We start from the raw sequence: 14,777 nt of genomic DNA on the forward strand, positions 1-14,777 counted from the left end.
CGCGCCCGATGGGCCCTCTCGTGCACCCCCGCGCCACTCGGAGAGGAGACTGTGCACATCTGAGCCCATCGCCGCTTTAGAATTACCGGCGTGAAGAATCAAAACCACGTAAACCAAACCTCGCGAACCGGGCAGACACCTCGGCTCGCCGGAAATACCATCGGAACGAACGCCGGCGCTCCCGCCGGCATCGTAGCCAGCCCCGAAACCGCGCATCTACGCCGCGACCTCAAAAATCGCCATATCCAAATGATCGCCCTGGGCGGCGCCATCGGAACGGGGCTGTTCTACGGCTCCCACGCCTCCATTTCTCTCGCCGGCCCGGCCATCCTCCTCACCTATCTGGTAGGAGGCCTGGTGATTTACCTGGTCATGCGGGCACTCGGAGAGATGAGCGTCGAAGAGCCCGTGACCGGGGCCTTTAGCCACTACGCCTACGAGCACTGGAGCCAACGCGCCGGATTCGTTTCCGGCTGGAACTACTGGTTCAACTACATTTTTGTGGCCATGGCGGAGCTTTCAGTGGTGGGCCTTTACATCCAATACTGGTTCCCCACGGTTCCTACCTGGCTAACGGCAGCTTTCTGCTTGGTCTTCATTACCGCGGTGAACTTGCTGGGCGTGAAGACTTTCGGCGAGTTTGAATTCTGGTTTGCCCTTATCAAGGTAGCCGCCATTATTGGCATGATCTGCCTGGGCCTGGCGGTGATCTTCTTTGGTATCACCACCCCGGGCGGCGAGGCGCCTTCCTTCGCCCATTTGGTCAACCACGGCGGATTCTTCCCCAACGGCGTGAACGGCGCGGTTGCCGCGTTCGTCGTCGTCATGTTTAGCTTCGGCGGCATTGAGCTCATTGGCATCACCGCCGGCGAGGCGCACGAACCGAGGAAGTCCATCCCCCACGCTATCAACGCGGTGATTTGGCGAATTCTGCTCTTCTACATCGGCTCGCTCGCCATCATTATGGCGGTGGTCCCCTGGGATAAGATCGACGGCCAAATGAGCCCCTTCGTGCAGATCTTCGACTCGGTAGGCGTGCAGTTTGCCGCGCACATCCTCAACTTCGTGGTGCTCACCGCGGCGCTTTCGGTGTACAACTCCGGCCTTTACTCGAACGGCCGCATGCTTTACTCGCTGGCGGAGCAGGGCAACGCACCGCGCATTTTCCTCAAGCTCTCTCCGCAGGGCACCCCTTACGTGGGTGTCTTGGTGAGCTCGGCGATCACGATTATCGCCGTGATCGTGGTGTTCCTCTTCCCGGATTTCGCCTTCAACTACCTGCTTTCGATCGCCCTGATCGCCGGAATTATCAACTGGACGATGGTGATCATTACCGAGTGGAAGTTCCGCTCCAAGATCGGGCCCGACGGCGTATCTCAGCTCGCCTTCCGCCTCCCGGGCGGTCGAGTTGCCAGCATCTTCGTGCTGATTATGCTCGCCATTTGCGTGGTGCTCATGACCACCCAGGCCGCCTACCGCGTGGCCGTGATCGTGGGGCCAATCTGGCTGGCGGTGCTTCTGGCCGGCTACGAGATCAAGACGCGCGTGGCCAAGCGAGGCTAACACCCTAGTTGCAGCGCTGGCATCGCAACAGCCAATCAAAACATACGAATGCGGGGTGAGGGCAAAAACTGCCCGCACCCCGCATTCTTTTATCAGACAGCAATAGCTAGCCGTTTTAGCTAGCCGGTTTCGTTCGGCTTTCTCGTAAGGCCTTGAGAGCCGGTTTAGAATTCGCCGTCGATCGGAGAATCAGCAACCACCTTGATATTCACGAACTCGTGAATACCCAGGTCAACGAGCTCACGGCCATAGCCGGAGCGCTTGACGCCACCGAAGGGGATATCCGAGGCGACGCCAGTCGGATGGTTGAGGTAGACCATGCCGGTATCGAGCTTGCGAGCCACTTCCTTGCCGTGCTCCAGATCCTGGGTGAATACCGAGCCGCCCAGGCCGTAAGGCGAATCGTTGGCCAGCTTGATGGCCTCTTCCTCATCCTTGACGCGGTAAATCTGGGAGACCGGGCCGAAGAACTCCACGTAGCGAGCCTTGGCACCTTCCGGAATATCCGTCAGGATCGTCGGCTGGAAGAAGCATCCCTTCTCCGGGAGCTCAATGCCGGCCTCTTCAGCGTGGGCACCCTCGGCGATGGCCTCTTCGAGCTGGGCCTGCAGATCCTTCTTGGCCTGCGCCGAGGAAAGCGGGGCGAGGTCAGTTTCGGGATCCATCGGATCGCCAGCCTTCAACTTCTTGACCCCCTCGCGATACTTCTCGAGGAATTCGTCGTAAACGGCGTCGACCACAATCATGCGCTTAGACGAGCAGCACACCTGGCCCGCATTCCAGTGACGGCCCATCACGGCCCACTCCACCGTCTTATCAATATCGGCATCCTCCAGAACGATGAAGGCATCGGCGCCGCCGAGCTCCATCGTGGACTTCTTCAGGTACTTGCCGGCGGTGGCCGCCACCGCGGCACCCGCACCTTCCGATCCGGTGAGGGCAACGCCCCGCACGCGATCATCGGCGAGCACGATATCGGACTGATCGTGGCTGGCGAAGATATTGATGAAGCCGCCCTCGGGAAGCCCGGCATCCTTCATCAGCTGCTCAAACTTCAACGCGCACTGCGGAACGTTCGAAGCGTGCTTGTAAATGAGGGTATTACCGGCCATGAGCTGGGGGGCCGCTACGCGAGCGAGCTGGTAGTACGGGAAGTTCCACGGCTCTACCATGTAGATCACGCCCTGCGGCTCGAAGTAGAGCGTCACGCTGTCCTTGCCGTACTTATCGGAAGGCAGGACGCGAGGCTCGAGGTACTTCTCGCCGTTCTTTACGTAATCTTCGAAGATTCCCACGCAGATATCGACCTCGAGCTTGGCCTCTGCCAGGGTCTTGCCCATTTCGGTGGTGATTATCTTGGCGTGCTCTTCGGCGTTGTCACGAAGAAGATCGGCCGCCTTCTGGAGCACGGCCTTGCGCTCTTCGAATGAGGTGCACTTCCAAGCCTGGAAAGCCTCGTCAGCCTTTCCAATCGCTTCCTTGACCTCATCGTCGGTAAGGGTTTCGAACTCCTTCTCGACTTCCTCGGTATAGGGGTTGGTTGTCTTATAAGCCATTGTTCACTCCCTTGTGTTGATGAACTTCCGGATATTTCCGTGTTATTTACGCCGGTGAGACGCCAAAACCCACCTCACCAGGCTAGGGCAAAGAGGAAATACCCTCATCCAAGGATACCGCGAACATTGCCAAGAACGTGACCTTCCTCTCATGGCGAGCAGGACGTTTCTCCCAGAACTTTCATGTGAAATCGCGTGAATTCGTCGAAAACTCCCAGGTTTCATCTTTACTTTCCACTTACTTTTCCCAGGGAGTTTCCATCCACATCCTGGACGAAATCTCATAAATTGTTTCGGACCACTTTAATACTAGTAATTCGCGCTCTTACCAGCACGAATGCATCCCACCGTCAATCCCACATTGGTCGGACGGGATTCACCATTGTCACGCGATGGATTGGAAAACAATGCAAAGAAAACCCTGGTGGCGGATAGGCGCATCTATTGCGCTAGCCGCCCTCGTTACGCCGGCAATTGCGCCGGTCGTAGCGGCAGATGAGACAGATGGGCCGGGTGGAACGACGCAGTCCGCTCAGGCGCCTACTACGGATAAAACTGCGCAAATCGGGGGAATTCGGCACGCGGACCCGGCCGCCAAGGCAGCGGTCACAGACGCGGCGCCCGAAGCGCCCAAAACGGTCTCGAAAGCCCAAATTGAAGAGCGATTCGCTGACAAACCCGAAGTTCTTGAGAAGCTAGAAAAGGCAGCGCACGATCTCGAAGCTACCCCCGGTGGCAATGAAGACTACAGTCGCGACGTCTTGGAGAAGCTCGGCCTAACCCCAGAAGACTTCATCATCTTCGACGACAACACGCCAGTAAACGTGATTGTCACGCTCAAGAATCAGCCCGGGACTCCGTCGTCGACGACGGAAGACAGCAATGTTGCCGAGCAGAATACTTTGCTCGCAAAGTGGAAGGACCAGTACGGTCTGCAGATCGACCGTCAGTTCGGCTACCTCTTCAACGGCTTCTCGGCCACCATGCCCGCGGGCAAGATGGTGGGTCTCGGCCTCGAGCCCGAGGTTCTTTCCGTCAAGCGCGAGCGTGTCTACTACCCCGTAGACAACGGTGAATCTCAACCTGCTGAACACGCTGCGCGCGACGAAATGGGAGCCTCCGAGGCTTATCGCGTAGCGGGTGCGGATGGCACCGGAACGGTCATTGCCATTATCGATTCCGGCATTGATCCCTCCCACCGCGATCTTCGCCTCGACGACTTCAGCAAGGCGAAGATTCAGAACGTTTCGAAGTCCGGCCCCTTCACGGAGAAGGTGCCTAATGGCTTCAACTATGCCGATCAAAGCTACGAAATCAAGGACACCGGCGATTCTCAGCACGGCCAGCACGTGGCGGGTATTAGCGCCGCTAACGGTCTGAACGAGGGCGAAACCTTCGAAGAGACGGGCCGCATCGAGGGCGTTGCACCGAACGCGCAGCTCTTAGCAATGAAGGTGTTCTCCAACGGTGGTGGCGGCGGGGCCTCCGACGGAGACATTATCGCCGCCATCGAGGACTCGGTGAAGCTGGGCGCAGACGTTATGAACCTCTCGCTCGGCTCGGCGAATGGCCATTATGAGACCTCGACAGGTACCGCCGTTGCGGTACAGAAGGCGCGCGAAGCGGGCGTTTACGTGGTCATGGCCGCGGGGAACGATGGATTGAACTACTCCCCCGGCGGCGGAATTGATGATGTTCTGGGCATGATTGACGACGGCACGGTTGGTAGCCCGAGTACTACCGACAGCGCACTCTCGGTTGCCTCAATCAATAACAAGGTCTCCACTCAGCAGGCCGCTTTCGTCAATACTGACGGTGAAGAAGCGTCCATCCCCTGGTCGCAGCAGACCGGGACCGCAGATGGTAAGGACTACCCGGTGGTCAGCGCCGGAAAGGGTAACCCCGAAGGGTTCGTGGGCGATGCCCAAGACCTCACCGGCAAGATCGTTTTGATCGAGCGTGGAGGAATCACCTTTGGTGAGAAGTTCACGAACGCTGAGGAGCGTGGAGCTGCCGGCATCCTCGTCTACGACAACGCGAGCGAGGGTTCCTTCCTGGGCATGGCTGGCTTGGAAGAGATCACCGTTCAGGGCGGTTCTATTCGCCGCGCCGACGCAACGAAGATCATCGCCGATATTGAGGCCGGTAAGACGGTCAAGATGCGCCTCACCAATGGAACCGAGAGCATTCCGAACGAGGGAGCCGGCGAACCGTCGAGCTTCAGCTCATGGGGCGCGACCTCAACGCTCGACTTCAAGCCGCAAATCTCCGGCATCGGCGGGCAGGTGTACTCGTTACAGAACGACAATAAGTACACCACCATGGATGGCACTTCGATGGCCTCTCCGAACGTGACCGGTACGGTTGCGGTTCTGCAGGACTACTACAAGGACAAGTTCCCGGGTAAGTCCGCCACTGAAACGAACGACCTTCTGGAGCAGGCGCTGGCAAACACCGCCGAGATTCCGACGAATGCGAAGGGAGTTCCCTTCGCTCCGCGTCAGGTTGGCGCGGGCTTGGCTCGAGTTGATCTCGCCGCCAAGACCGACGTGACCGCAACTGTGGAAGGGAGCCCCTGGGTTGCTCTTCGCCAGATCGGTGGCCCCGTTTCCTTCAAGGTGACCCTGACCAACCACGGTACACAGCCGGTTGGTTACACCATTCCAGCTCAGCAGGTCATTAACGAATCTAACGCGCCGGGCGAAGACACCACCACGGTTATTTCCGCCGAGTCGCTGAAGGCAAATGCCTCCACCGTTGAGGTTCCCGCGGGTGAGACGCGCGAGGTTGTTTTCACCCTCACGCCTGATATTCACTCTGGTGACCACTTCATTGAAGGCTGGGCTCGCTTCGTCTCGGCCACCGACGGTGCGCCGGATATCTCCGTTCCGTACCTCGGTTTCGTGGGTGACTGGAACGCGGAACCGATCGTCTCCGCGCCCGGCCAGGACATCTTCGGCATCAAGGCATCTACAAACCTTCTCAGCAAGGTGTCCTTCTTGGGCAATCTTCCGATGACCGGTATGGTTTTCTGGCTCTCGCCCAACGGCGATGGTTTCTTCGATTCGGTTTTCCCGAGCTATCTGCTTTTGCGTAACGCAACGGATGCCGAGTACGAAGTCCTCGATGCTGATGGCAACCTCGTGAAGAAGCTGGGCCAGGAGCAGGAGCTCCGCCGCTACCCCTTGGGTAAAACGCTCGCGGCCAAGGCTCAGACCTTGAACAACGCGACGAGCGCGGCCTTTGACGGTAAGGTTTACGATCCGCAAACGGCACGCGATGTGCCGGTGGCGGACGGTGTTTACACCTACCGCATCAAGACCCGGCTCGGACCTGACTTCGAGTGGCAGAACACCGATATGCAGTTCGGCGTCGACGCAACGCCGCCGGAGATTTCCATCTCGGATGCCCGCGATGGAAAGGCAACCGTCACTGCTTCGGACGCGACGTCGCCCCTAGTAGGTAGCCCCACCGTCAAGGACCCGAACGGCAAGAAGCTCCCTGTAACAAAGGTGGACGTTAACACCTGGGAGTTCCCGGTTGAAAATGGCCTTGAATACGTGACCGCCTCTATCGATGACAGCGGCTTCAATACCGCGTACGCGGGTAAGGTCTTCGCCTCTCGAGGGCTCGTGGTTTCGAACACTTCGGCGATCGATGGCCAGATTCTCGGTCCGTCGTCGTCACCGGTTCAGTCGAACGGCGACGTTTACATCGAGGGCGTTATTGCCGGCGACATCGCAAAGGCCACGGTCAACGGTAAAGAACCGATCATCTTCAAGAACGGCCAGTTCGCCACCTTGGTGACCCCGACCGAAGGTGAGCAGACAGTGACCGTCGTCGGGTACGACGCAGAGGGCACCGAAGTGGCCCGCAAGGCACTGACCTTCACCTACGACTCCCAGCCCCCGACCCTTGATATCACCAATGTGAATGAAGAGGGGCAGGCAATCGTGGGAGAGGACAACACGGTCACTATCGAAGGTAAGGTTACCGACGAACGCGAAGGCGCCGATCTGAGCGTAAAGGTTGGCGTCCAGGATGCGGAGGTAGCCGCGGATGGAACATTCAGTGCAACCGTCACCGTCAGCGCTCGCGCTACGTCGGTCACCGTCGCGGCCAGGGATGGCGTGAATGTAACCACCCGGACGGTCCTGCTTGCCGGCCGCAAGGCTCCGGCACCTACGAAGTTCACCGCCCCCACCTACAACAACATGGAATGTGAGGGCCTCACGTTCTGCTTCATCTACCCGCCGCAGGATATGTCTAACGGCACGGTGACGATTACCGGAAAGATCAACAGCCCGCTTTCGGAGTTCACGATCACGCCGGAGAATCGCGCCAATGATGACGGCACAATGATGGATCCCGAACCAATCCCCGCGACGATCAATGAGGACGGGACTTTCGAGATCACCGTTCCTCTGAAGACGGGTGTCAATCACGTTCGCATGAAGATGGTTGATGCTGAAGGTGTGACGCGTCTGGACGCGGCGGTTTCGCTGCTCGCCGACGCGGAGCTGCCTACCATCAACTTCACCGAACCGAACCTCGTGAACGGAACCTTGTTCACGAACAAGGACGCGGTGACCTTCGCCGGCGCTATCGAGGATGACGGCTGGGGCTACACGCTCTCGATCAACCGCGATATCGTCTCCAAGTTCTTCGGCCAGGACAGCTGGGCCGGAGGCAAGAACCGTCAAGAGTTCTCGCACGAAGTAAAGGTTGCTGACGGCGATCGGATCCTCGTGTTCGCATCGGACTTCTTGGACCGCACTCTGGCATCCGTGATCCCCGTCGTCGTCGACAAGGTTGCCCCCGAGGTGACGATTGACGGCATCGAGCAGAACACGCTTCTGCGTGAGAACAAGACCGCCACGGTAACGGCCAAGGATCCGAACCTCGCTTCGCTCCGCGTCACTATCGACGGTAAGGAAGTGAGCCTGCAAGAGACCAACCTGGTGGGTGATGTCGAGACGGTCGAGGAGAATCTGACCGACGTTACTGAATCGGGTACGATCTCGACCGAAGTTACCACTACGCATCCGGATAAGACCGAGCTCACCTACGCTTTCGACACCGCTGATCTGGCGGCCGGAACGCACACGGTGACGGTTGAATCCACCGATCTGGCCGGTAACGTGACAGCCGAAGCCGTATCGTTCCACAAGGATCTCGCCCCCGTGATTGAAGGCCCGGATCAGGTTGCAATCGAGGTTAGCGAGGACGAAGCCACGGATCAGGATGCCCTGGCTGCCAAGGTACTTGAGCAGTACAAGGTGGTCGACGACGGCGCAGCCGACGCCGAGGGTGACACCACCCTGGCGCTCGCGCCCGGCACCGTGCTGGTCCCCGGCACGCAGACGGTGAACCTCATCGCGACCGATGCCGCTGGCGTCTCAGTGATCCGCACGATCACCGTGGATATCACGGTGGCCGCGGTCGAGCCTAAGCCTGAGCCGACCGATCCGGTCGAGCCCGAGCCCACCGATCCGGCCGAGCCTGAGCCGACTGATCCGGCCGAGCCGACCCGGCCCGTTTCTCAGCATGGGAACGTCTACGTGCGTGACTCGCTGACCACCGGCGTCGCGAATTCCGTCTTCGGCTACGGAAACCCCGGCGAAGAAGTCTTCTTCGGAGACTGGGACGGCGACGGCGTCGCCACCCCGGGTGTGAAGCGCGGCCACAAGTTCCTTCTGCGCAACTCCAATTCGGCTGGCGTGGCGGAGATCGAGTTCGCCTACGGCAACCCGAATGACGCGTTCGTGGTTGGTGACTTCGACGGTGACGGTAAGGACACCATTGCGGTCCAGCGTGGCAACAAGTTCTTCGTCAAGAACTCGCTGCAGGGCGGCAAGGCCGATATCGCGTTCGCCTACGGAAGCGATGGCGATACCGCGGTTGCGGGCGATTTCGATGGCGACGGTAAGGACACCATTGCGGTCCAGCGTGGCAACAAGTTCTTCGTCAAGAACTCGCTGCAGGGCGGCAAGGCCGATATCGCGTTCGCCTACGGAGACAGCGCCGACTTCGCCTGGATTGCCGACTTCGGCAAGGGCGTAGGAATCGCGATTTCTCGCTAAGGCTCTCCACTAAGAGCCTCCGCTAAGGATTCCCCTACTAACGAGGGCATGGGTTCGATAGTTTTCGAATCCATGCCCTCGTTTCCGTCTTCGCAAACCTGGTAGCCAGCTGCCTGGACTGCCCTGACCAGCGCGCATGTGCCGCTCGCTCCCGCGCACACCCACACATGCGCCTGGCTTCCGCGAAAACCCGCGTCTGCGTGCCTCGCGAAACCCACCAAACGGTTGAGCCAATATGTGCCCACGCGCACACAATAGAAAATAGGATAAGGATTTAGGGCGGGGATACCACGATGGTTCACGGAAATTTTGCCCTGTTCAAGCGAAAGGACATTGAGCGCTATGAAAATGATTCTGGACATCGACACCGGCGTCGACGATTGCTTGGCGATCGCCTACGCCCTGGGCTCCCCGGAAGTTGAGCTCATTGGTATCACTGGAACCTACGGCAACGTTTTGCTGGAAACGGGTTTGCAGAACGACGTCGCCCTTCTCTCCATGTTCGGCCACCCCGAGGTGCCCGTTTTCGCCGGTTTCCCGCATGCGCGCGCAACTGAGGGTTTTGAGGTCCTGGAGATCTCCGCGTTCATTCACGGAAAGAACGGTATTGGCGAGGTGGAGATTCCCTCCGCAGACCGGCCGATCGAGTCCAAATCTGCCAGCGATTTTATGGTCGAGGCCGTGCGCGAGTACGGATCGGACGTGGTGATCGTGGCGACCGGCCCGATGACGAATCTGGCGGGCGCCATCGAAAAGGATCCCAGCTTCAAAGACAATGCGCGGATCGTCATTATGGGCGGAGCGCTGACGGTTCCCGGCAACTGCAATGACGTGATGGAAGCCAATATCTCCCAGGATCCGGAAGCCGCCGATCTTCTTTTCCGTTCCGGAGCGAAGGTGACCATGATTGGCTTGGACGTCACCCTGCAGACCCTGCTCACCTACGAGCACACCAAGACCTGGCGTGAGCTTGGCACCCCGGCTGCCACCGCCCTAGCCGATATCACCGATTTCTACATCAAGGCCTACGAGACCACCGCGCCGCACCTGGGCGGATGTGGCCTGCACGATCCGCTGGCCGTTGCCGTTGCAGTGGATCCGAGCCTGGTCACGCTTTTCCCCTGCAATCTGAAGGTCGACCTGCACGATCCGGTGCGCGGACGCACCATTTGCGATGAGAAGCGGCTCAACGATCCGGAGAAGACCGCGCAGGTGGCGATCGGCGTCGACGTCGACCGTTTCCTCGACGAGTTCATGACCCGCATTACCAATATGCTGAAAGAAGTGGACAATGGCTAACAACAACGGTGTGCGCCGCAGGCCCGCGGACGAAACCGCGGCCCGCGCAATGAAGACCTTGCCGCAGCTGATCGTCATTTTCATTACCTCAATCCTCACGATTCAGGGCTTCAACCTGGTGTTCCAGGACATTGGAAATGACCTCAACGCTCCCGCGCAAGCTCCGCTGATCACCTCAATCCCCGGAATCGTGCTGGGAATTGTGTGCGTCATTTACGGGTCGCTGGGCGATTTCGTTTCACTGCGGAAGATGATGATGGCCGGCATCGCCCTAATTGTGGTCGGTTCGGTGCTGGGCCTGGTGTTCTCCAGTTCGATTTGGGCCGTGATCGTCGCCCGCGCCATCCAGACCGCGGGAACGCAGGTGTCTGGTTCGGTGTACCTGGTGGTGACGACGAAATATGTTCCGGGCGCGAAGAAGGTTTTGTACTTCGGAATCTTCACCGCGGCTTACCAGTTCTCGACGGCGATCGGCGTGCTGGCCGCCGGCTGGCTGGTAACGATCTCGTGGGTGTGGCTCTTTGCCATTCCGCTTATCGCAGTCATCTTCATCCCCACGCTCTGGAAGGATCTTCCCGATATTTCGGGTAAGACTCAGCGCATCGACGTCCCGGGCTTCATCCTGGCGGGCTTGACGGTCACCGCCATCGTCATGTTCTTCAACTCGATCAACTGGCTCTACCTCGCCGCTTTCGTGGTGTTGGCGATCTGCTTCGTGGTTTACATTTCGAAGGCCAAGGCGCCGTTCGTAACCCCGGAGTTCTTCAAGAACACCCGCTACCTGATGGCCGTTTCCCTCATCGTGCTGTTCTACTTCGGTAACTACGCGATGAATCCGGCCTTCAACCTCGCCGGCGGTATCTTCCACGGCGCCACCACCCTGCAGGTTGCCTTCTGGCTGATTGCCGGCAATGTTGTGGCGACGATTCTCGGCGTCTTCTCCGGGCCCATCGTCAACAAGATCAGCCGCGGAATGGGAATCCTCGTCGCTGGTTCGTCGATGGCCCTGGGCGGTGTGGTCGCCGCCTTCACCGTCGACAAGGGCCTGTGGGGCATCGCCCTCGCCGGCATCCTTTTCTTCGGTGGTATGGGTCTGTGCTACGCCCCGGTGGTCGACGCCGTTGTGAGCACCGTGGATGTGAGCGAATCGGGCCGCGCGGTCGGTATGAACGATCTGCTGATGAACGTCTCCCCATCTATCGGGGTGGCAATCCTCGGGTCCATGATGCCTTCTCCGGTGCTTCCCGAGGGAATGTCTCAGGCGGATTACATAGGCGATGCCTCAAATTCGCTCACGCTGATATTCCTCATCGTGGCGGCGACCTGCGCGGCCGGCGTGCTCGTGTTCCTCGCGGTGCGCCGCAAGCTCTACCCCGTCGACGGTTGGGGCAAGGCGGATGCCGAAGGCTAAGAATCTAAATACATAACGCAAAAGCGGCGGACCTCCCCTTCGAGGCCCGCCGCTTTCGGCGTACCGATTCTGCCCGGCTGCGCGTTTATGCCGAGGCGGAATTGCCGTCGATTGGCAACGTTGCGCCAGAGATCGACTTGCCCGCGGGCGAGGCAATGAACACGCAGAGCTGGGCGATATCCGCCGGATCGGTGAAGTACTTCAGCGACTGCTTGCCGAGCATCTCCGCCTTGGCTTGCTCATAGGACTTCCCCTCGGCCTGCGCGCGGCCATTGATAACGCGCTCAATCCGCTCTCCGGCCACAGCGCCCGGCGCAATCGCGTTCACGCGCACGCCCTGCTCTCCTAGCTCAATGGCGAGGGTCTCCGTAAGCGCGATCAGTCCGCGCTTCGTCACCGCGTAGGGCGCGCGATTCTGATAGCCAAAGCGCCCGCCGAGCGAAGAAATGAAAATCAGCGAGCTGGTCTCATTCTGGGTCAGATACGGCAGGACTTCGCGCGTCATAGCAATAGTGCCGAGCAGATTCACGCCAATCACCGAATTCCACTGCTCAGGGGTAATGTCGCCGAACGGCGCCGTCGGGCCGGCAATTCCGGCGCAATTAATCAGCACATCGATGCCACCCATGGCTTCCACCGCATCCGCCACGCACTGCGTTACCTGCGCCGAATCGGACACATCCGTCACCGACGTGGTGATGCCCTCGAGCTGCTCCAGCCCCTCGGCATTAATATCCGCAGCGTGAACGCGGGCGCCCGCATTCTTGAAGGCAAGCGCAATTTCCCGGCCAATGCCGCTCGCCGCCGCGGTTACGAGTACTCGTTGTTCCGTCATTTCTCTCATTCCTCTCGCTTCATCTCGATCCCGAGCCTCCTTGCTCGGTTGCATCTTCTTGTTTCGGCTTCGCGGTCGTTCGCGCTACTACTCGTTCTCGCTCGCGGCCGTATTCTGCTCCATCCGCTTCCACACCAGCGTGGACTGGACTTCCTTGCCCGCGCTCATCAGCGGCGCTACCGATCCGAGGTGGAGCTCATCGCCAACAATTTCAACCTTGCGCGGCTGCACCTGCCCGATCCAATTCGGGAAAAGCGAGACGAACATATTGTGCTTGAGCGTCCCCGCCTCTTCGTCCACGAAGAACTTGCCCGAGTAAGCGATGTACGACGTCGCCTCCTCGCGATACTCCTCAGCGGTCCCGTCGAACCAGTCTCCGGAGGCGAAGGGCTGGCGCTCGCTTCCCGCCGCGCCCAACTGCGCAGACATATAGCCGTCAGGCGTGTACATAATGATGCCCTGTGGCTTTTCACCAAAGGGCATAAAGGGCTCCGAGCCGTCCGTTGGATTTTCCACGTAAGAAACCAACTGCCAAGCTCCAATTAAACGTTCACGCAATCCTGCCATTTTGCCTCCTTCACATCGCCGCCATTTGCACGGTGGCTACGCCGCGCGGAAGAACATTCGTCTCCGCGCCCAAGGTGAGGATTTTCGACGTCGCCGCCGCCTCACTCTTTTTGACGTTACTCCGCTTTTGCCCGCAATATCAGAGGGAAGATGCGCCCGCGCTTTACCGCGCGGCGAAGAGAGCGCGAAGGACCTGCAAAACGCCCGCTTCCGTATTCGGCGGGGCGATGAATCGCGCGGCTTCTTTCACCTCGGGTTCGCCATTTTCCATCGCGAAAGTAAACTCGGCGTGCTCGAACATTTCGATGTCATTGTGAAAATCGCCGAAGCACACCGTTTCAGCCGCCGCAATTCCGAGCTTTTCCTGGAGTTTAGCCAGGCCAATTCCTTTATGCGAGTTGAGCGGATTGACGTCCGTCCAGTAGGCGCCGGAGCGCACCACCTGCGCCTGGCCAGCCGCTGCCTCGTTAACGGCGTCGATCAGCCGCACGGTGGGATCTCCAAAATCGAGCACCCCGAGCTTGTAGGCCACATCAATATGTTCTTTGACGTCGTCCACAATCGCATTCGCGTCGTAATAATGCAGCGTTTCGGCATAGAAGCGCTCGTCACTGCGCTCAGCGTAGGCCGTTGGCCCACACACCACCACGCCGGTATCTTCGCCGTCGGCCGCGAGCGCGCGGACGGCATCCACCACTGCGCCGGCCACCTCAACCGGTAGGGTTTTGCGCCATATCTGCTCGCCGTCCATCATCACATTTCCGCCGTTTTCGGCGATAAACGGCATCCCTTCGCGCCAGGGACGGAACATATTTTCTAGGGTCTGGAACTGGCGCCCGGAGGCTGGGCAAAACATAATTCCCGCCGCGCGTAGCTTCTGGATAATCTCGCCGCCGCCGGCTGGAAAATCCTTTTTGGAACCGAGGAACGTGCCATCCATATCCACAACCACGAGCTTGATTCGCTCGGCTTCGCGGAGGAGCTCGGGCCACGCCTCGCCGTTATTCGCTGGATCAACGTGCGCTACGGAATCATTTTTCGGTCGAATCTCCACCCCGCCAGTTTACGGGGATCACTCGGGATTAGTGGATGTTTCGATGGCCTCCGCGCGAGTGCTATGCGTGCCTGCGCGAAGGAGCACGATTTCTTGGACGGCAACACCGGACACTGGCAGGACACCTACCAGTCCGCAACACGTTTTGTCCTATAGGCCAATCCGGCATAGTACCGGCAAAAGAAAACGCCGCTCACTTTGCATCAAAGTGAGCGGCCAATTTGTGGAGCTAAGGGGATTCGAACCCCTGACCTTCTCATTGCGAACGAGACGCGCTACCAACTGCGCCATAGCCCCAGCAACTCGATATAGAGTACCACCGAGAAGCCCTCATCGCTAACCCCCGCGAACGTGGCGTGAGTTACGCCAGAGTTTGCTACCAGTTCACCGCGCTACGCGGGACTCGGAT

At 59.2% G+C, this 14,777-nt stretch carries 8 protein-coding genes and 1 tRNA gene; 4 read left to right on the plus strand and 5 right to left on the minus strand.

The window, feature by feature from the left end:
- Nucleotides 1–90 precede the first annotated feature (90 nt).
- Nucleotides 91–1,563, plus strand: coding sequence for an amino acid permease (locus BN2664_RS04985; RefSeq protein WP_082628266.1), 1,473 nt, complete (start codon nt 91–93; stop codon nt 1,561–1,563).
- A gap of 164 nt (nt 1,564–1,727) precedes the next feature.
- Here BN2664_RS04985 and BN2664_RS04990 read toward each other — a convergent pair whose 3' ends face one another.
- Nucleotides 1,728–3,119: an NAD-dependent succinate-semialdehyde dehydrogenase gene (locus BN2664_RS04990; protein ID WP_007001302.1), complete on the minus strand. Its 1,392-nt coding sequence runs from the start codon at nt 3,117–3,119 to the stop codon at nt 1,728–1,730.
- Nucleotides 3,120–3,526: 407 nt separating this feature from the next.
- On the opposite strand from BN2664_RS04990, the gene BN2664_RS04995 reads away from it, so the two are divergent.
- From BN2664_RS04995 to BN2664_RS05005, 3 genes are all read left to right on the plus strand, one after another.
- A complete protein-coding gene (locus tag BN2664_RS04995) occupies nt 3,527–9,202 on the plus strand; it encodes a S8 family serine peptidase (RefSeq protein WP_058120632.1) in 5,676 nt (1,891 codons plus the stop codon).
- Nucleotides 9,203–9,550: 348 nt separating this feature from the next.
- Nucleotides 9,551–10,501, plus strand: a complete 951-nt coding sequence (locus BN2664_RS05000) for a nucleoside hydrolase (protein WP_007001299.1) — start codon at nt 9,551–9,553, stop codon at nt 10,499–10,501.
- A complete protein-coding gene (locus tag BN2664_RS05005) occupies nt 10,494–11,912 on the plus strand; it encodes an MFS transporter (protein WP_007001298.1) in 1,419 nt (472 codons plus the stop codon). Before BN2664_RS05000 ends, BN2664_RS05005 begins: the two co-directional genes overlap by 8 nt.
- 85 nt (nt 11,913–11,997) lie before the next feature.
- On the opposite strand, the gene BN2664_RS05010 is transcribed toward BN2664_RS05005, so the two are convergent.
- The 4 genes from BN2664_RS05010 to BN2664_RS05025 form a co-directional block, all read right to left on the minus strand.
- Nucleotides 11,998–12,747, minus strand: a complete 750-nt coding sequence (locus BN2664_RS05010; protein ID WP_007001297.1) for an SDR family oxidoreductase — start codon at nt 12,745–12,747, stop codon at nt 11,998–12,000.
- A gap of 87 nt (nt 12,748–12,834) precedes the next feature.
- Complete coding sequence (locus tag BN2664_RS05015; RefSeq protein WP_007001296.1) at nt 12,835–13,314, minus strand: lipocalin-like domain-containing protein; 480 nt, start codon at nt 13,312–13,314, stop codon at nt 12,835–12,837.
- Nucleotides 13,315–13,477: 163 nt separating this feature from the next.
- On the minus strand, nt 13,478–14,368 hold the full coding sequence (locus tag BN2664_RS05020) for a Cof-type HAD-IIB family hydrolase (RefSeq protein ID WP_007001295.1): 891 nt from the start codon (nt 14,366–14,368) through the stop codon (nt 13,478–13,480).
- Nucleotides 14,369–14,592: 224 nt separating this feature from the next.
- Nucleotides 14,593–14,665: transfer RNA gene (locus BN2664_RS05025), tRNA-Ala, on the minus strand.
- Between the last annotated feature and the right edge of the window lie 112 nt (nt 14,666–14,777).

The organism is Actinobaculum massiliense, assembly GCF_001457435.1.
GTDB lineage: Bacteria > Actinomycetota > Actinomycetes > Actinomycetales > Actinomycetaceae > Actinobaculum > Actinobaculum massiliense.